Raw genomic sequence first — 19018 nt, 5'->3', positions numbered from 1 at the left:
TTACCTCTATTTAAAATTGACTTTACTCCATCATAGACCTTTTATCAAAATTATGCAAGCGTTTGCTTTATCTTTTTTTCTCACTTTTGCGACTCTCTAGTTTCTAATCTTCCATTTTTTTTATATAATAGAGCTCAGAGGTAAAAAAATGAAAAAACAAGCTTTTAGTTCTGAACAATATTTGAATCTACAACGCGACCATATCTTGGAGCGCATCAACCAATTTGACGGCAAACTCTACTTGGAGTTTGGTGGCAAAATGTTAGAAGATTTCCACGCTGCTCGTGTCCTTCCTGGATATGAACCTGACAATAAAATCAAGCTCTTGCAAGAGTTGAAGGAGCAAGTTGAGGTTGTTATCGCTATTAACGCTAGCAATATCGAGCACTCAAAAGCTCGTGGAGACTTGGGCATTTCTTATGACCAAGAAGTGCTTCGTTTGATCGATAAATTCAATGAACTTGGTATCTTTGTTGGTTCAGTTGTCATTACTCAATATGCAGGCCAACCGGCAGCAGATGCTTTCCGTAATCAATTAGAGAAAAATGGAATCGACTCTTATCTTCACTACCCTATCAAGGGGTATCCGACAGATATGGATCACATCATCTCTCCTGAAGGTATGGGGAAAAACGACTATATCAAAACTAGCCGTAACTTGATTGTCGTGACTGCTCCTGGTCCTGGTTCAGGTAAGTTGGCAACTTGTATGTCTAACATGTACCACGACCAAATCAATGGTATCAAGTCTGGTTATGCCAAATTTGAAACCTTCCCAGTTTGGAATCTCCCACTTCATCATCCTGTCAACTTGGCTTATGAAGCTGCCACAGCAGACCTAGATGATGTCAACATGATTGACCCATTCCATCTCCAAACTTATGGAGAAACCACAGTCAACTACAACCGCGATATTGAAATTTTCCCTGTCCTTAAGCGTATGCTGGAACGTATTCTCGGTGAGTCTCCTTATGCGTCTCCAACTGACATGGGTGTCAATATGGTTGGTTTTGCAATCACTGATAACGACGCCGCCATTGAAGCATCTAAACAGGAAATTATCCGTCGCTATTACCAGACAGTTCTTGACTTCAAAGCTGAGAAGGTTGGAGAAACTGCTGTGAAGAAGATTGAGCTTCTCATGAATGACCTCGGTATCACACCAGCTGACCGAAAGGTTGCTGTTGCTGCTCGACAAAGAGCAGAAGAAACAGGCGGACCCGCTCTAGCACTTGAATTACCTTCTGGTGAAATCGTTACTGGTAAGAACTCAGAACTCTTTGGTCCAACAGCGGCTGCATTGATCAATGCTATCAAAATGTCCGCTAACATTGATGCTGAAACAAAATTAATTGAACCAGAAGTGGTGAAACCAATTCAAGGTTTGAAAATCAATCACTTGGGTAGCCGTAACCCTCGACTTCATTCTAACGAGATCCTCATCGCCCTTGCTATCACAGCAATGCAGAATCCTGATGCAGATCATGCCATGAAAGAACTCGGAAATCTCAAAGGAAGCGAAGCTCACTCTACGATTATCTTAACGGATGAAGACAAGAATGTTCTTCGCAAACTAGGTATCAACGTAACCTTTGATCCTTACTATCAATACGATCGTTTGTATCGCAAGTAAAATACGACACTCACTCCTCTTAGAATTGGATCCTTAGCATCCAGCTCTAAGAGTTTTTTATATCTTGCAAGTCTTTCACAAACATATCTTTTAAAAATAATTCTCATTTTAATAGAAGCTGAGATAACATTTAATTTTAGATTTATTTCTAATGAATCCTTAAAAGGAGTGAATCCATCCTCTTCAATCTTGACTTGAACTACCTTGGCTGAGGTTGACCCATTTTCTCTACAATATCAAATCGGTGTAACGAGACTGACTGCGTCACTCTTATCTAGAACCTCAAAGCGATGCTTGGAGACATCTACATAAGAGAACAAATTTGGTCATTGATTTTCATTGAATATACAAAAAAGCGAACAAGACAGCATTCTGTTTTTCAGAAAACTATCTAGTTCACTTTTGCTTATGATTTAATTTTTTGGTTTATTCTACCGTTACTGACTTAGCAAGGTTACGTGGTTTGTCCACGTCGAGTCCACGGTGTAGGGTTGCAAAGTAAGCGACTAATTGCGTTGGTACGACCATTGAGATTGGTGAGAGGTAAGGGTGTACGGTCGTAAGAACGATATCATCTGTATCTTTGGCAACATTTTCTTCTGCAATGGTGAGGACCTTAGCTCCACGTGCTGCCACTTCTTGGATATTTCCTCGAGTGTGGTTTGCAAGAACTGGGTCTGACAAGAGGGCCAAGACAGGTGTTCCTTCTTCAATCAAGGCAATAGTTCCGTGCTTGAGTTCTCCAGCCGCAAAACCTTCACATTGGATGTAAGAGATTTCTTTGAGTTTGAGACTAGCTTCCATAGCTACATAGTAGTCTTGACCGCGTCCGATGTAAAAGGCATTACGTGTTGTTTCAAGAAGATCACGAACTTTCGCATCAATCAATTCTTTTTCTGAAAGGGTTGACTCGATAGATTGAGCCACGATAGACAACTCATGAACCAAGTCAAAGGCTTTGGCTTTTTCGTTGCCATTTGCTTCACCGACTGCTTTTGCGAGGAAGGCAAGGGCTGCGATTTGGGCTGTATAAGCCTTAGTTGATGCTACAGCAATTTCAGGACCTGCATGAAGGAGCATGGTATGGTTGGCTTCACGTGAAAGGGTTGATCCTGGCACGTTTGTCACTGTCAAGCTTGGAATTCCCATTTCATTGGCCTTAACCAAAACTTGACGGCTATCAGCTGTTTCACCAGATTGGCTGATAAAGATAAAGAGTGGTTTCTTGCTGAGAAGTGGCATGCCGTAGCCCCACTCAGAGGAGATACCAAGTTCAACCGGCGTATCTGTCAATTCTTCCAACATCTTCTTAGAAGCAAATCCTGCGTGGTAAGAAGTCCCAGCTGCGAGAATGTAGATGCGGTCTGCGTCTTGAACAGCCTTGATGATAGCTGGATCTACGACAACTTGACCAGCCTCATCTGTGTAGGCTTGGATCAACTTACGCATCACCGTTGGTTGCTCATCAATTTCCTTGAGCATGTAGTAAGGATAAGTCCCCTTACCGATATCAGATAAGTCAAGCTCCGCAGTGTAGCTAACACGCTCATGGCTGTTACCATCATAGTCTTGAACTTCAACGCTATCAGCTTTTACGATAACCAACTCTTGGTCATGGATTTCCATGTATTGATTGGTCTCACGAATCATAGCCATGGCGTCTGAACAGACCATATTGTAACCTTCACCAAGACCAATCAAGAGTGGTGATTTGTTCTTTGCCACGTAGATGACATCTGGATTTTCAGAGTCGATCAAGGCAAAGGCATATGAACCGCGGATGATGTGAAGAGCTTTTTTGAAGGCTTCAAGCACTGACAACCCGTCTTCTTCCGCAAATTTACCAATCAAGTGAACAGCGATTTCAGTATCCGTTTGTCCCTTGAAGTGGTGACCTGCAAGGTATTCTTCCTTGATTTCAAGGTAGTTTTCAATCACCCCGTTGTGCACCAAGACAAAACGTCCTGTCTCAGAGCGGTGTGGGTGAGCATTATCTTCTGTTGGTTTCCCGTGAGTGGCCCAACGAGTATGTCCGATACCAGTTGTTCCCTCAACACCAGCAGTTTTAGCAGATAATTCTGCGATACGACCAACCGCCTTCACTAAATGGCTTTCAGCACCACCTAGGACAAAAATCCCCGCAGAATCATAACCACGGTATTCGAGCTTTTCAAGCCCTTGAATCAAAATATCAGTTGCATTTGTGTTTCCAACAACACCAACAATTCCACACATAGTATATACGACACAGGCTAGCTGTGCTTTCCCCTTAAAATTGGTATAGTCTAATTCTCGCTTTGCAGAATCAGCAGAAACAGTATATACTTGTTTCTTTCACTTGTCAAGAACAAAAATTGGTATAGCCTAATTCTACTGATTCCACATGCTAAAAATCTATCATATTTCGCCTAAAGCAAGTATTTAAAAAGGGCTCTATCGCCCTTAATAACTACTATTTTGTAGCAAGCTTTTCTGCTTCTACTACTTCTTGAAATGTTTTTTGATAATTCACTTTAATCTTCATTGTCATATGAGAGTCCTCATTTCTTTTTGATGAACCCAGTATAAAATCCCTTCCTAAAACATAGCTTATATTTTCCTTAGAAAAAACTAAAAGTAACTTCTGACTCAATGAAAACGAAAGAGCAAACTAGAAAGCTAGTTACAGATTTCTCAAAGCACTGCTTTTAGATTGCCTGTTAAGACTAAGGTGTTGTTTGAAGTGATGTTGAAGTTTATACATTCAGTAAATCAAATGAACATAAGCATTTTTCTAAATCCCTTACCTGAGAATCCCATACAAAAAGAGCGTTCGTTACCGCTCTTTTACTTAGTATTTAGGAGAAGGTGCTTGTTCCTTTTGAAAAGTTTTTTGATAATTTACTTTAATAGTCATGTGAGAGTCCTCATTTCTTTTTAATGACTCTAGTATAGGACGCCTTCCTAAAAGCAAACTTAAGATTTTCTTAGAAAAAGCTTAATCCAAATGTTCTTTCTTCTCTAGATTTAGGGCAATCACATGCCACTCTGGATCCTCTTGCCAATTAGGAAGTGAACTGATATAGCTTGCTACCTTGCGGGCTTCCTCAAGAATCGGAAAATCTTCGATAATATCAGCCACTTGAAACTCTGGTAGACCTGACTGTCTGGTTCCAAAGATTTCACCAGAACCACGCATTTTTAAATCTTCCTCAGCAAGGATAAAGCCATTTGTTGTCTCCGTCATGATGCGCATACGGTCCTTACCTGAGTCTGTTTTGGGATTGGCCACAAGTACCGCATAGGACTGCTTGTCTCCACGACCTACACGACCCCGAAGCTGATGGAGTTGACTAAGCCCAAAACGATCAGCATCCATGATAATCATGACTGTCGCATTTGGCACATTAACCCCAACCTCGATAACCGTTGTCGAAACCAGAATATCAGTCTTTCTATCTTTGAACTCCTGCATAATCTGGTCTTTTTCATCACTCTTCATCTTCCCATGCAAGAGAGCAACTTTTGCTTTTTCTGCAAAATGATCTGTCAACTCTTCTGACAAAGCGATAGCATTTTTCAAATCCAAGGCTTCAGATTCTTCAATCAAGGGCGAAATAACATAGGCTTGAGAACCTTTTTGAATTTCTCCTTCCAACCAAGTCAGGACCTGGGGCAACTGTTCATGTTTAATCCAGCGTGTTACGATTGGCTTGCGTCCTGCTGGCATCTGGTCAATAATAGAAACATCCATATCTCCAAAGGCTGTGATGGCTAAGGTCCGTGGAATCGGTGTTGCCGTCATCATAAGGACATCTGGATTTTCTCCTTTTTCACGTAAAATACGTCTTTGTCCCACACCAAAACGGTGTTGCTCGTCGATGATAATCAAACCGAGTTTAGCATAGTCCACCCCATCCTGTATAAGGGCATGGGTACCGATGATTACATCAACATCCCCCTTGGCAATAGTTTTCAAAACCGTACGTTTTTCTGCAGCTTTTAGTGAACCTGTTAGGAGGGCTAGTTTCAAATCTGGAAAGAGACTCTCTAAACTTTCAAAATGCTGCTCTGCAAGAATCTCTGTTGGAACCATGAGGGCAGCCTGATAACCAGCCGTTACGGCTGCGTACATCGCTAGACCTGCTACCACTGTTTTCCCACTACCAACATCCCCTTGCAAGAGTCGATTCATGTGATGGTCCGACTTCATATCGGTCAGGATTTCTTGCAGGCTCTTTTCTTGGGCTTGGGTCAAAGCAAAAGGCAAATTTTCTTTAACCGCAGTTAGTTTTTCCTGGAACCAATTCAGGACCAATCCACTTCCATGAATCTTATTTTCAGACTTGAGGGTCTGTAATTGCATTTGGAAATAGAAAAGTTCCTCAAACTTGATTCGACGGAGAGCCTGCTTGTATTCTGCCAAATCCTTAGGAAAATGCATGGCACGAACAGCCTGACAGCGAGACATGAGTTTGTATTTATCTAGCAAGGACTGAGGGAGATTTTCCTCTATCAAGAGATCTAGCCCCTGATCAAAGGCGGTTTTAATGACCTTAACAAGGCTTGCTTGACTAACTCCTTGTGCGAGACGATAGACAGGTTGAAGGTCGTCCTCTACTTGAACTAAAACCTTCATCCCTGTTAGACTAGCCTTGGCGCGATCCCACTTACCAAAAACGGCTAGAGTCGCTCCTAGCTCAATCTTGTCAGCCAGGTAGGGTTGGTTAAAGAAGTTCACTGAAAACACAACTTCTCCCTGCTTGAGGCTAAAGCGTAGGCGATTGCGCTTAAAACCATAATACTGAACACTAGCTGGTGTTACTACCTGACCAGATAGGACAGCCTTTTCACCATCTTCTAGTTCTAGCACCTGCTTGGTCTTAAAATCTTCATAACGGAAAGGAAAGTAGAGCAAGAGATCTTGCAGATTTTCGATTCCTATTTTGGCATATTTTTCTGCTGATTTGGGTCCCACGCCAGGCAAGACATGCAAGGGTTGATGTAAATTCATGCTCCTCTCCTTTCCTTCTGTTTCTTAATGATATTCTCTCGGAATTCGATCACTGAGGAGACAAACTACCTCATAATTGATCGTTCCACGGTAAACCGCAACATCTGTTGCAGTAATCTCCTTGTCACCGTTTGAGCCAATCAAGGTTACCTTGGTACCTAATGGATACAGCTTAGGTAAACGAACCGTGATTTGGTCCATGGATACCCGCCCTACGATAGGGCACAATTGTCCATCCACCAGAACTGAGAAATTCTGCATATCTCGTGTCCAACCATCAGCATAACCTATCGGTACCGTTGCAATGACTTGCTCACTGTCTGCCTGATAGGTCGCTCCATAGCCCATACAAGCCCCAGCTGGGACTGTTTTAACATGAACAATAGCAGTTTCTAAGGTCAAGGCTGGTTTTAGTTCATAAGGCAATTCTAAAACTTGTCCACTTGGATTGAGACCATACATGGAATCTCCCATGCGAACCGCATTGAAAATAGTTTCTGCATGCCATAGAGTCGTTGCTGAGTTACTCGCATGGACTAGTTCTGGTACTTCTTGCAAGTCTGCTAGGATTCCCTTAAAGCATTCTAACTGTTGCTTAAAGTAACTATCCGACTCTTCATCAGCAGTTGCAAAGTGCGTAAAGATTCCCTCAACATTTGCTCCATGTTCCTTGAGTAAAGTTTGAGCTTGTGCTGCCTCGCTTGCACTTCTAAAACCAATTCGCCCCATACCTGAATCAATTTTAAGGTGAACGGTTAAGCCTGGTAAGTCTGACTCTGTCGCTATGAGTTTCTGGATCCATTCCAACCCAGCCACTGTCAAGGTAATATCAAAGTCCTTAGCCAATGAAAGAGATTCAACCTCAGATACTCCTAGAATAAGAATCTTCTTAGAAATTCCTGCCTGACGAAGCTCGATGGCTTCATCAATATTCGAAACGCAAAAGCCATCGACATCATCCTGGATAGCCTTCGCAACAGCTATCGCTCCATGTCCATAAGCATTGGCTTTCACAACCGCCCATTTAAGAGTATCTTTAGGAATGTGCTCTCCCATTTGTTGGATATTGTAGCGGATAGCACCCAGATCGATGAGGGCCTTGGTTGGTCTATGTGGACTAGTTTTCATAATCTTCCTCCAAAATAACACTAGCTGTCACAAACTGATTTGTATGGCTGATCGATAGCCACACTTTCCCTGAAAACGGGGATTTACTGAAGTAGGGGGCTCCTCTTTCATTGTTCAAAACTTCCAAATCCTGAAAACCTAATTTCCCAACTCCCGTTCCCATAGCCTTTGAGAAAGCCTCTTTTGCTGACCAACGCCCAGCCAAATACTCGATCTGCCTACGACCTTTGAGACTGGCAAAGCGCTCCATTTCCTTGTCTGTCAAGACACGCTGGGCAAAACCTTTTCTTTTTTCAACTGCATTTTGTATGGAAGCTAATTCTTCAATATCAATTCCGTGTCCAACTATCATTTTTATCAAAAGGAGTTGAGATACCCCCAACTCCATCCTTTTCACTTATTTTGTTAAGGTAGTATAGATTTCTTCTACCAAGGCTACTGTATTTTCCCATCCTAGACAGGGGTCTGTAATCGAACAACCAAAAAGTTCTGGTTGATTTTGTCGACCATCTGCCAAGTAGGATTCAATCATGAAACCTCGAACTGTTTTCTTAATCTTTTCATTCCAGTCACGATTGAGCAGAGCCTGGCGAACAATTCGAACTTGCTCCATATACTGCTTCCCTGAATTATCATGGTTGGTATCAATCATGATAAAGGGATTTTCAAGCCCCATAGACTCGTAACGCCCGATAGCATTTAAGAGAGTTTCATAGTAGAAGTTTGGTTCATTTTTCCCATATTCATTCATTGCTCCACGAAGGATAACGTGAGCTAGGGGATTACCTGAAGTCTCAACTTCTTGTCCATGGTAAAGAAATGTTTGCTTGTTTTGTGCAGCATAGATGGCATTAAACATAACAGACAGATTTCCAGAGGTTGGATTTTTCATACCCACTGGTGCATCAATCCCTGAAGCTACAAAACGGTGTTCCTGATCTTCTACTGAACGCGCACCCACTGCATGGTAGCTCACCAAGTCGTCAACCAAGACTAGATTGGATGGATAAAGCATTTCATCTGCTGTGGTCAATCCAGTTTCTGTAATCACTCGATAATGAAGTTGACAAACAGCCTGCAAACCATTAATCAAACTTGGTGCTTTAGAAGTATCTGGCTGATGAACCAACCCCTTGTAGCCATCTCCATTGGTACGTGGCTTAGCTGTGTAAACACGCATGACCATAAAAATCTTATCCGCCACTTTTTTCTGCAAGTCTGCTAAACGGCGAGCATATTCAAGCACTGCTTCTTCATTATCAGATGAACAAGGACCAATGACTAAAAGGATACGATCATCCTTACCAGATAGAATATCAGCTAGTTCTTGGTCTCGGCTTTCCTTATGTTGCAAGGCTTCTGCAGACAGCTGTGTTTCCGCCTTAATCGCTTCAATGTCGATTTCTTGACCTTTTTCAATAAATGCCATACTATTCTCCTAGTCTTTGGTAGATTTCGCGAACAAGAGCTTCAGTATTTTCCCATCCTAGACATGGGTCGGTGATAGATTTTCCAAAGACCTCTGGTTCATTTTGACGACCATCTTCTAGATAAGACTCAATCATGAAACCACGTACATATTTTTTAATCTTTTCATTCCAGTCACGGTTAATCAAGGTCTGACGAACAATGCGAATCTGATCCATATACTGCTTGCCTGAGTTATCATGGTTGGTATCAATGATGATAAATGGGTTTTCGAGGCCCATTTTTTCATACTGGGCAATGGTATCCATCAAATTATCGTAGTAATAGTTCGGAATGTTTTTCCCGTATTCATTGAGGGCACCACGGAGAATAGCATGCGATAGAGGATTTCCAGTCGTTTCAACTTCTTTCCCTAGGAAAAGGAAACTTTGTTTGTTTTGAGCCGCATAAATACCGTTGAACATGACATTGAGATTTCCAGACGTTGGATTTTTAAAACCTGTCGCAAAATCTGCTCCACTAGCTACAAAACGGTGTTGTTGGTCTTCAACCGAACGAGCTCCAACTGCCATGTAAGAAATCAAGTCATCTACCAAAGGAAGGTTTTCTGGGTACAACATTTCATCCGCGGTCGTCATTCCTGTTTCAGAAATAACACGGTAGTGCAGGTGGCGAACTGCCTTGATCCCATTGATGAGGCTAGGTGCTTCTTTGGCATTTGGTTGGTGAATCAAGCCCTTATAGCCATCACCATTAGTACGTGGTTTAGCAGTGTAAACACGCATGACCATAAAGACGCGGTCTTTGACTTCTTCTTGCAGTTTTGACAAACGCTTGGCATATTCGAGAACTGCTTCTTCATTGTCAGATGAACAAGGACCAATCACCAACAAAACACGCTGATCTTCACCACGAATAATCGCTTCAAGTTCTTGGTCACGTTGTTGTTTATTGCCCAGTGCTTGTCCTTCTAATTTAGACAAACTACGGACTTCTTCAATATTAATTTTAGGGCTTTTGGCTGTAAATACCATGATTCATCCTCCTTATAAAGCAAACGGACGCCAAGCGAAAATTCACTTTTCACTAGGCATCCGCCTGAAAATTAGTCATTCTTAATGTCGTTTACCATGACAGTTTTTAAATTTCTTACCAGAACCACATGGGCACAAGTCGTTACGCTTAACTTGGCTAAGATCCAAATCTGCAGGAAGCTCAGTCTGTTGCGCAGCAATATTACGAGTTGCTGTCGTACTGATATGGCGCTCTGCTTGTGGACGCTCTTGTTCATGAATTTGTGCTTTCATCATCAAACGAGTCACATCAAACTCAATGGAACCAATCATATCATTAAACATGCGGAAACCTTCTGCTTGATACTCAACGACTGGGTTATTCTGAGCATAACCACGGAGACCAACAGCATTACGCAACTGATCAAGAGCATCGATATGGTCTGTCCACTTGTTATCTACAACACGTAGAATCAAGACTTTTTGGAATTCTTTAACAGCTTCCTCATCACGAAGCTTAGCAACTTGGCTATCGTAGACTTTCAAGGCACGTTGGTAAAGTTCATCTTTGATCGCTTGGTCTGACAAACCTTCTAGGTCTGAAAGTGAAATTGAATCTTCTGGAAGCAAGTTGTATCTTGCAAAATTCAAGATAGCTTCTAGTTTTTCATCTTGTTTAGCACGCGCATGATTATCAACAACACGATTAATAGTGCGTTTAATCATTGCATGAATCTCAGGAGCCAAATCGCGATCAGCAGTGATGACATCGTAACGTTGTGAGTAGATAATCTCACGTTGCTCACGCATGACATCATCGTATTGAAGGACTTGTTTACGTGTGTCGTAGTTGTTTCCTTCAACACGTTTTTGTGCTGCTTCAACCTGACGTGTCAACATACGAGATTTGATTGCTTCGTCTGACATATTGAGACGTTCAAAGACACCCTTCAAGCGCTCTGAACCGAAACGTTTCATCAAATCATCTTCAAGAGAAAGGTAGAATTGAGATTCCCCTGGGTCCCCTTGACGTCCTGAACGTCCACGAAGCTGGTTATCGATACGACGACTTTCATGGCGTTCTGTACCAATGACACAAAGTCCACCAAGTTCACGAACACCTTCACCAAGCTTAATGTCAGTACCACGACCGGCCATGTTGGTCGCGATTGTAACTGCACCACGTTGGCCAGCATTCATGATGATTTGAGCTTCTTTGTAGTGGTTTTTGGCATTCAATACTTCGTGAGGAACACCTGCAGCTACCAATTTTTTAGAAATATAATCACTGGTTTCAACGGCAACCGTACCAACCAAGACAGGTTGACCTTTTTGGTAGCGAGCTTTTACATCTTCGACAACAGCCTTAAATTTAGCTTCAAGACTAGCAAAAAGTAAGTCTGGATGGTCGATACGTTGAACAGGACGGTTTGTTGGAATCGGAATAACACGAATGTTGTAAATTTCACGGAATTCTTCTTCCTCAGTCTTACCTGTACCCGTCATACCAGACAATTTCTTATACATACGGAAGAGGTTTTGGTAGGTAATAGAAGCTGAAGTCTTGGTTTCATCCTGGATTGGCACACCTTCTTTTGCTTCAATAGCTTGGTGCAATCCATCAGAATAACGACGACCTTCCATGGTACGACCTGTAAATTGGTCGACAATCAAGATTTCTTGTTCTTCGCTGACCACATAGTCAATATCAAGAATCATGATGTAATTAGCACGAAGGGCATTGTCTATAAAGTGAGTCAAGGCTACGTTTTCGATATCGTAGAGATTTTCTAGTTTGAAGTAGCTTTCAGCCTTGTCAATACCAGAATCAGATAGACCAATTGTCTTAGACTGGATATCAATGATATAGTCATCCTTATCCAAAGACTTCACAAAATGGTCAGCCATATGGTAGAGTTGGCTGGTTTCAACTGCATTGGCTCCTGAAACGATCAAAGGAGTACGAGCTTCGTCGATCAAGATTGAGTCAACCTCATCGACCAAGGCGTAGTTGAGTGGACGTTGAACCATATTTTCAGCACGAACGACCATGTTATCACGAAGATAGTCGAAACCAATCTCTGAGTTTGTTGAATAAGTGATATCACACTCATAAGCTTCTTTTTTCTCCATTGGAGATTTGGCTGCCAAGTTAATCCCTACTGACAAACCAAGCCATGAGTACAACTCACCCATCTCAGTCGCATCACGTTCTGATAGATACTCATTGACCGTAACTACGTGTACACCTTTACCTGAAAGGGCGTTAAGGTATACTGGCATAGTCGCTGTCAAGGTTTTCCCCTCACCAGTACGCATCTCAGGAACGTCACCATGGTGAAGAACGATTCCCCCCATAACCTGAACCTTATACGGGAAAAGACCAAGAACACGCTTAGCTCCCTCGCGTACAACAGCAAACGCCTCATACAAAAGTTGGTCAAGAGTCTCACCATTTTGATAGCGTTGTTTGAATTCTTCTGTTTTTGCTTGCAATTGCTCGTCTGTTAACGCAGCCATTTCATCTTCATATTTGAGGACTTTATCAGCCATCTTTTCTAGGCGGCGGAGTTCCCCTTTATCATTTTCGATGATTGTTTTTAATAAATTTGCCATTTTTTTCCTTACTTTAAATTCTGAATATTTTAGAATGTTCTTTTTATTGTAGCATATTTGCCCAATTTTTTCAAGAAATATTCCGTTTTCCCTTAGGGCAAAAAAGGGCTAATCATCGAGATTAGTTCCCTTAAAATTCCTCCTCTTAGCTTCATTTTTCCTAATTTGAACTTCTACTCAACTTCAGCATTGAGAAACGAAGCATCCTTCAGTTATTAGGCACTAATTTCCTCAGTTCTCTCAAGGAAGATTAGCCTTCTTCTTTTCCAACTTCAATTTTTTCATAAATTTTAGACAAGTATAAACTATCCAGTCATTGAGTAAGGATAAAAGGACTAAAACTATCCATATCAACCACCTAGCTAAATCCTTGGGTTCTAGTAAAATAAAATTAAATAAGATTAGCGAAAAAAGAGTGAAAGCTAGACTAAACAAGGCCATGAGAGGTAAATAAATCCAGTAAAAGTAGTAAAGGAGTGAAAAGTGTTTTCTTCCTGGTCGTGCCTTCCTTTGCCAACTAAAAAAGAAAAAATAGGGCACTAAAATCAACAATTGTAGCAACTTCTCCATCTCATCACCTCCAGAACTGTTTCCTATTTTTATTATAGCAAAAAGACCTGGAAAGTAGTTTCCAGATCTTGCAATTCTTAGAAATAAACGGCCAGTCTACTGTTTTGATGTAGAAGTACTAAAGTCAACCTTTGGAGCTGTCTTGGCTTCTTCGCTTTCTTTGAAGGTTTCTGCTTCTTTAAAGTTCATCATATTAGCAAAGAGAACAGTTGGGAAGCTTCTTAATTTTTGATTGTAGTCAGTTGCTGCCTGGTTGTAATCCTTGCGGGCTACAAAAATACGATTTTCGCTTCCAGCCAACTCCGTCATGAGTTGTTCCACATTTTGATTGCTCTTAAGCTCAGGATAGTTCTCTGTCAACACAAGTAGGCGTGAAATAGCTGAACTCAACTCACCTTGAGCCTCTTGGTTTTCCTTTGAAGTAACAGAGCCATTCCCAATTTTTGCACGTGCTTCTGCAATCTGGGTGAAGACCTCTGTCTCATGGTTCATTTGTCCCTTTACAGACTCTACCAAATTTCCAATCAAGTCTGAACGACGTTGAAGAGCTGTCGCTACATTTGCTTGAGCTTGTTCTACCTTGGTCTGTTCGGAGACAAGACCGTTATAAGTACCTACAACCGAGCAACCTCCCAGCAAGATAATGGCTAGTAAAATGCTCAATACATAAATGATTCCTTTATTTTTCATATCTAAACCTACTCATTTCTTTAAATTTTATACTGACATTACCAATCATCAGATGAACCTCCACCATCAAAGCCTCCGCCGTCCCAGCCACCAGAAGAATCTGAACCTGAGTCTGACCAAGACGAATCCGAATCGGATGAGTCACTAAACCACCAGCCACCGTCAGAGGAATCTCCTCCTCGGCCACCGCCGCCTCCTCTAATAATGGCTATAAATATGATAATGAAATAAATGATTATCCCGACTCCGAACACATTGTCCATAGGATCACTGTTCTTACGATGACTAGACGAGCTACTATTTCGACTCGATTTTTTACCACTGATGCTATCAGAGTAACGTCTGATTTTGGCGGAAGCATCTGCAAACGACGTTTCATCAGATGAAAAGGTTCCACTTCCCTTATAAAACTGATTATCCAAAGCTTTGGCAATCGCTAGAATCCCCTTACTATAGTCCCCATTTTTAAAATCTGTACGACTGGCTGCCAGGATCTGCTTGGTTTGGTAGTCTGTTATTCTAATTGCGGTATTATTACTTGTTTCAATCCTTGATTTACGATCTTGAACAGCTACCACAATCAAACTTCCAAAATTATCTCCTGAATAACCTATTTTCCAGGCTCTAGCCGTCTCATTAGCGACCGTTTCAATGTTTTCTCCTTCTAAACTGTCCACGATATAAACTCCCACTTGAAGCTTTTCTGCCTTTTTACTATTAGCTTCATTCAAATCACGAATTTGTGTGATAGTGTCCTCTGTCAAATAATGATTTGGATCGTAGATACCATAGTCTGGTTTTTCAGGTGCTGTGAATGCTGATAAGAAGAGAAATACCATCAGCAATCCAAGGATACGCGCCAAGAAACTTTTCTTTAACAATCTATATTTTTTCATAATAACCTCCCTGTGTAAGGAAAATTGTTTAGAGAATTATAGCATTTTGATTTTTACAAAGAAAGTACATTTTCATTACAAATCTATGACAAAAACTAAGAAAATGATGTTTTTTTGATGACAAATCGGACTCTCTATTCTGCATTAAATGGTCTAAATTCCCACCATATTGACTGCAATCTCTAGAAGGAATAATCAGAAGCACTCGGAACCAATCTTAGATAAATTTTGGATCTGTTGACAAGCCTTATTTCTTGGCATTATAGTTCATAAGATTTGCATTTCTTGATATCCAACAACTCATGACAAAAGAGAGGCTTTGAGAGGGAGGGATTCCTCTGTACTACACCCCCGAAAAATTTAACTTTCGGGGTCTATACATTCTTAAATCTACTAGTCTTTGTATTCTTGTGGAGAGAAATTTTTATTTTACAATATAATAAAAAATATAGTCATCAATATATTTATCTACTGATCAAACATTTTTAACCTTTTTTCCGTTATTCTCAAAATTTTCGAAATCACTTGATGAATTTATGATGTTTTAGCACTCTCTGTTAGGGGGGCTAATTCACTGGGTAATTTATTTTCAAAATAAATATAGGCTTCATCTGTCGTAGCGTTCAAATTATCTATTCACATGCTTTTTATAGTGAAAACTTCTACATCCTACGCGATAATCTATCTCAAAATAATAATAATGATCTCTGCCGTCCTTGGCATTTTCCTTGTTCAAGACAAAGTAGTCCTTTTGGTTGATAGCCATGGTTCGCAGAATATCATCAATCAAGAAAGTCAAGGGTACATTCATGGCAGAGTATTTTTGGAAATCTTCCTCAAAACGAATGTAGTCATCTGAGAAGTAATCCATCTGCAATTTGTTTTCATATAACTCTTTTCTAGTCATCAACTTCCTCCTGACAAAGTTGGATTGTGAGAATATCATCTACCCTTATTAATCGATAGCCTTCATCCGTTCTAACAGAGATTTCTTCGGGGGATAATGCTCTTACTTCACCCAATATCGTGCCTTTATGATTTTTCTCCTTGACAACAAAAGAGCCTTTTTGTCGTCCAACGTAGAGCTGGGAAAGCAGCAACAATTTCTCAACTGGATTCAAATCTGTTGATAAATCGACACGATTTTTTTCTGCACTGAGTGAACTCGTATGCTCCGATAGAAAAAAGCCCATCCACTTCTGCATGCCTGGATCTTGATAATCCCTCGCGGATTGGAAGGGCAAATAAGAGCGATCAATCATTTTAGTCCATCTAATCCTCCAGCAGAGTGCCCTCCGATCAGCTTACTTCTGGCAATACTTCTCGATGCATCCTCTAAGGCAGTTGCCTTCAAAAGGGAAGTAAAGCCGAATTGTTCTCGAATGGAATCAATGGCAGTCTGGAGCCTTTCTTCTTTTTCTAGCTTGTCAACATCATCAAAAAGGGAAATTAAAGAAAAGGACTCGTCCATCAATCCTGAATAACTAACGGCTACACTCCTGACAGCTCCAGAAGTATATTTGCTATGGAATAATTTCAGTACATAACTGACTAAAAGACTGGTATTATTGGTCGGCTCAACCTTCATCTGGGTATGGATGGAGCGTTTTTGTTCCTGCTTAGAAAATCCAAGATGAATAGACACAACTGTCGTCTTCTTTCTGGCCCGTCGAAGCCTGATAGCCACCTGCTCAGCCATCTCTCGGAAGATAACTTCGATATCTCGCTGCTTGACATAGTCTCTCGGTAAAATTTGCGAATTGCCTAAGCCGTGAGATTTTGGCTTATAAGGCTTATGAACATTACTCTCATCTATTCCATTGGCATGAAACCACAAGCGTAGTCCAGCTTGGCCAAGCTCCTTCTTCAGGACATCAGGATTGCTATTGGCTAATTCCTTAATCGAATAGATTTCCAAGCTATTTAAGCGCTTCTCCATCCGATGCCCAATCCCCCAAAAGTCGGTCATCTTTGGAATGGACCAGACCTTATCCTCCACATCTTGGTAAGACCAATTGGCTCGCATAGTCGGTGTGTGCTTGGCTTCATTATCCAAGGCCAACTTAGCAAGCAGAGGATTAGCGTTAGACATGCCGACTGTCGAGTAAATCCCGGTCTGCCGCCAGATATCTCTCTGGATACGAGCCGAAAGCATGTCCAGCTTATCTTTACGAGAAATCTGCTGATCTGGGACAAAATAATTGAGCGAACTGGTTAGATCAATAAAGCCTTCATCAATTGAATAAGGATAAATATCATCTGGACTGCCATAGTTCTGAAAGATTCGTTGGATTTCCATATTAACTGCGATATACTTGTCCATCCGAGGAGGGACAATGACGCTCACCCGAGCCCAATCCTCGATAAATTTCACATAAGCTGAACCCGTAGGTAGGCCTTGTTTCTTAGCATTGTAGTAGGAAAATTTGCGCGTCTTGATATCAAAAGGCAGGTCATGAGCACGGCCTACATTTGCTTTTCCAAAGACCTTTTTAAACATAGGCGAGGAGGCAAGAATAAGCCCAACAGAATTATCCGCCCGACTCATAACACAAAGGGAAGTTTTAAGAGGATGAAGCCCTCTTTCCACACACTCAACACTGGCATAAAAGGACTTCATATCGATAAAGGCAATATCACTTTTGGGCTCTCTGGAATAATCAAAGTAGCCCATAGCCTATCCCTCCATCGGTACAAAATTACCCACGATAATGCCTACAATCCGCGGATCTTCCTCATAGGAGATAAAAATATCCTTGTATTTAGGATTGATTGAGACCAGACGTAAACCTTCTGCCTCTCGATAGACCCGTTTGATATAGGTCTGGTTGTTGCAAACCACTGCATAGACAGCACCATCATAATCAAATCCTGTCTCTCGAATCAGAGCCACGGAACCATTTTGATATTTGGGTTCCATGGAATCTCCAGACACCCAGGAAGCAAAATCGTGAGCTAGTTCCTCATTAAAGTAAACCGTATCAAAATTCCGATCATCATAAACCGAAGCTCCGATACCAGCCGACATGCGTTCGTAGACATGATACTCGAAAAGTTTTTCTGGCATGGTTACCACCTTCTTAGCTTGTTCTTCTTGAACCAGGTTGCGAGCATAGACTACCACCTTTTCTTTCCCTTGGCTAGAGAGGCTATTATAGATACGAACAATCTCAATTTGGGTGAAATAACCTTTTGGTACTTTTAAAATCTCTTCTAGTTGTGAAACCTTCTCTTTAGAAGGCTCCTTGACACCACGTTCCCAAGCCGAATAAGCCTGAAAACTAATGTCAAGCTGCTCTGCAATTTCCTTCTGTGTTAGCTTTAACTCTTTTCTCCGAATCTTGAGTTTTTCTGGTTGGTACATGACTTCCCTCCTAGTGTGATGTTTCAACGTAGGTTGACTCTATTTTTAAAACTCAACCGTTTTGGTTTAGTTTTATTATATAAAAAAAGTAGACAAATGTCTACTGGGAATGTTGAGTTTTGGCAAACGACTGGTAATGATAATGCTATAGATTCCTTATCTCAAATACTGCCGTATGAATCCACTCGTTATGCATTTGAAAGTCATTTTCTATGTTTTTACTAAAGGTGAAACCATTTTTTAAAAGCACTCTCTGAGAAGCCAGATTGTCCGTTGCTGTCCCTGCGATAATCTTATGTAAACCATAAGTAGTAAAGGCCTTTTCTAAAACGAGTTTAACTGCTTCGCTTGCATATCCTAAATTAGTAACATTTTCTCCAATCCTATATCCAAGTTCTGCTGTTTTTCTATCCTTCCCTAAAATACTTAAATTGATTCTTCCGACCATAATGCCTTGTGCATCTCTAATAAGATGCATGTAGACATCATGGCTCTCTTGTTCCCTTAACAATTCCCTTGTAATTTCTTTAAAACCTTCTAAGTCAAAATAGTGAGCTGGTCTAGGAGGTAAACTTCGCTCAAAATACTCCCGATTTTCTTTTTCAAAAGAATAAATATCTATACTATTTTCTTCAGACATCAACTCTAACCTTATCATTGTAAACCATCTCCTATCATTCTCTAAAC

At 41.0% G+C, this 19018-nt stretch carries 15 protein-coding genes; 1 reads left to right on the top strand and 14 read right to left on the bottom strand.

What is annotated here, in order from left to right:
- Positions 1-148: 148 nt before the first annotated feature.
- The gene (locus tag ADH31_RS09230; RefSeq protein WP_049510348.1) at positions 149-1633 is read left to right on the top strand and encodes a DUF1846 domain-containing protein; all 1485 of its coding nucleotides are present in this window, start codon (positions 149-151) and stop codon (positions 1631-1633) included.
- 426 nt (positions 1634-2059) lie between these two features.
- Here ADH31_RS09230 and glmS read toward each other — a convergent pair whose 3' ends face one another.
- The 14 genes from glmS to ADH31_RS09155 all read right to left on the bottom strand — a co-directional run bounded on the left by glmS (position 2060) and on the right by ADH31_RS09155 (position 18989).
- Positions 2060-3868, bottom strand: coding sequence for a glutamine--fructose-6-phosphate transaminase (isomerizing) (gene glmS / locus ADH31_RS09225; RefSeq protein WP_049510346.1), 1809 nt, complete (start codon positions 3866-3868; stop codon positions 2060-2062).
- Positions 3869-4610: 742 nt separating this feature from the next.
- Complete coding sequence (recG, locus tag ADH31_RS09220) at positions 4611-6626, bottom strand: ATP-dependent DNA helicase RecG (protein WP_049510345.1); 2016 nt, start codon at positions 6624-6626, stop codon at positions 4611-4613.
- A 24-nt stretch (positions 6627-6650) separates the two neighbouring features.
- Positions 6651-7754, bottom strand: a complete 1104-nt coding sequence (gene alr / locus ADH31_RS09215; protein WP_049510343.1) for an alanine racemase — start codon at positions 7752-7754, stop codon at positions 6651-6653.
- Complete coding sequence (gene acpS / locus ADH31_RS09210) at positions 7744-8106, bottom strand: holo-ACP synthase (protein WP_049510394.1); 363 nt, start codon at positions 8104-8106, stop codon at positions 7744-7746. Before acpS ends, alr begins: the two co-directional genes overlap by 11 nt.
- A gap of 45 nt (positions 8107-8151) precedes the next feature.
- Positions 8152-9183, bottom strand: a complete 1032-nt coding sequence (locus ADH31_RS09205; RefSeq protein ID WP_049510341.1) for a 3-deoxy-7-phosphoheptulonate synthase — start codon at positions 9181-9183, stop codon at positions 8152-8154.
- Between the two features lies 1 nt (position 9184).
- Positions 9185-10216, bottom strand: coding sequence for a 3-deoxy-7-phosphoheptulonate synthase (locus ADH31_RS09200; RefSeq protein ID WP_049510339.1), 1032 nt, complete (start codon positions 10214-10216; stop codon positions 9185-9187).
- A gap of 81 nt (positions 10217-10297) precedes the next feature.
- The gene (gene secA / locus ADH31_RS09195) at positions 10298-12811 is read right to left on the bottom strand and encodes a preprotein translocase subunit SecA (protein ID WP_049510337.1); all 2514 of its coding nucleotides are present in this window, start codon (positions 12809-12811) and stop codon (positions 10298-10300) included.
- A 666-nt stretch (positions 12812-13477) separates the two neighbouring features.
- Entirely contained in the window at positions 13478-14071 is a 594-nt protein-coding gene (locus tag ADH31_RS09185; RefSeq protein WP_000790850.1) for a LemA family protein, read from the bottom strand.
- 38 nt (positions 14072-14109) lie between these two features.
- Positions 14110-14967 carry a TPM domain-containing protein gene (locus ADH31_RS09180; RefSeq protein WP_000760785.1) on the bottom strand — a complete coding sequence of 286 codons (858 nt, stop codon included), beginning with the start codon at positions 14965-14967 and terminating at the stop codon, positions 14110-14112.
- A gap of 628 nt (positions 14968-15595) precedes the next feature.
- Positions 15596-15874, bottom strand: coding sequence for a DUF5960 family protein (locus ADH31_RS09175; RefSeq protein ID WP_000196990.1), 279 nt, complete (start codon positions 15872-15874; stop codon positions 15596-15598).
- Complete coding sequence (locus tag ADH31_RS09170) at positions 15867-16229, bottom strand: hypothetical protein (RefSeq protein WP_000567213.1); 363 nt, start codon at positions 16227-16229, stop codon at positions 15867-15869. Before ADH31_RS09170 ends, ADH31_RS09175 begins: the two co-directional genes overlap by 8 nt.
- Positions 16226-17641, bottom strand: a complete 1416-nt coding sequence (locus ADH31_RS09165) for a Y-family DNA polymerase (RefSeq protein ID WP_049510331.1) — start codon at positions 17639-17641, stop codon at positions 16226-16228. Before ADH31_RS09165 ends, ADH31_RS09170 begins: the two co-directional genes overlap by 4 nt.
- Before the next feature lie 3 nt (positions 17642-17644).
- Positions 17645-18331: an XRE family transcriptional regulator gene (locus ADH31_RS09160; protein WP_049510329.1), complete on the bottom strand. Its 687-nt coding sequence runs from the start codon at positions 18329-18331 to the stop codon at positions 17645-17647.
- A 145-nt stretch (positions 18332-18476) separates the two neighbouring features.
- A complete protein-coding gene (locus tag ADH31_RS09155; protein WP_049510326.1) occupies positions 18477-18989 on the bottom strand; it encodes a GNAT family N-acetyltransferase in 513 nt (170 codons plus the stop codon).
- Between the last annotated feature and the right edge of the window lie 29 nt (positions 18990-19018).

Origin of the sequence: Streptococcus pseudopneumoniae, assembly GCF_001072375.1 — a bacterium.
Lineage (GTDB): Bacteria > Bacillota > Bacilli > Lactobacillales > Streptococcaceae > Streptococcus > Streptococcus pseudopneumoniae_L.
Note: the sequence above shows the minus strand (reverse complement) of the source record. Positions and strands in the feature narration are given on the sequence as shown.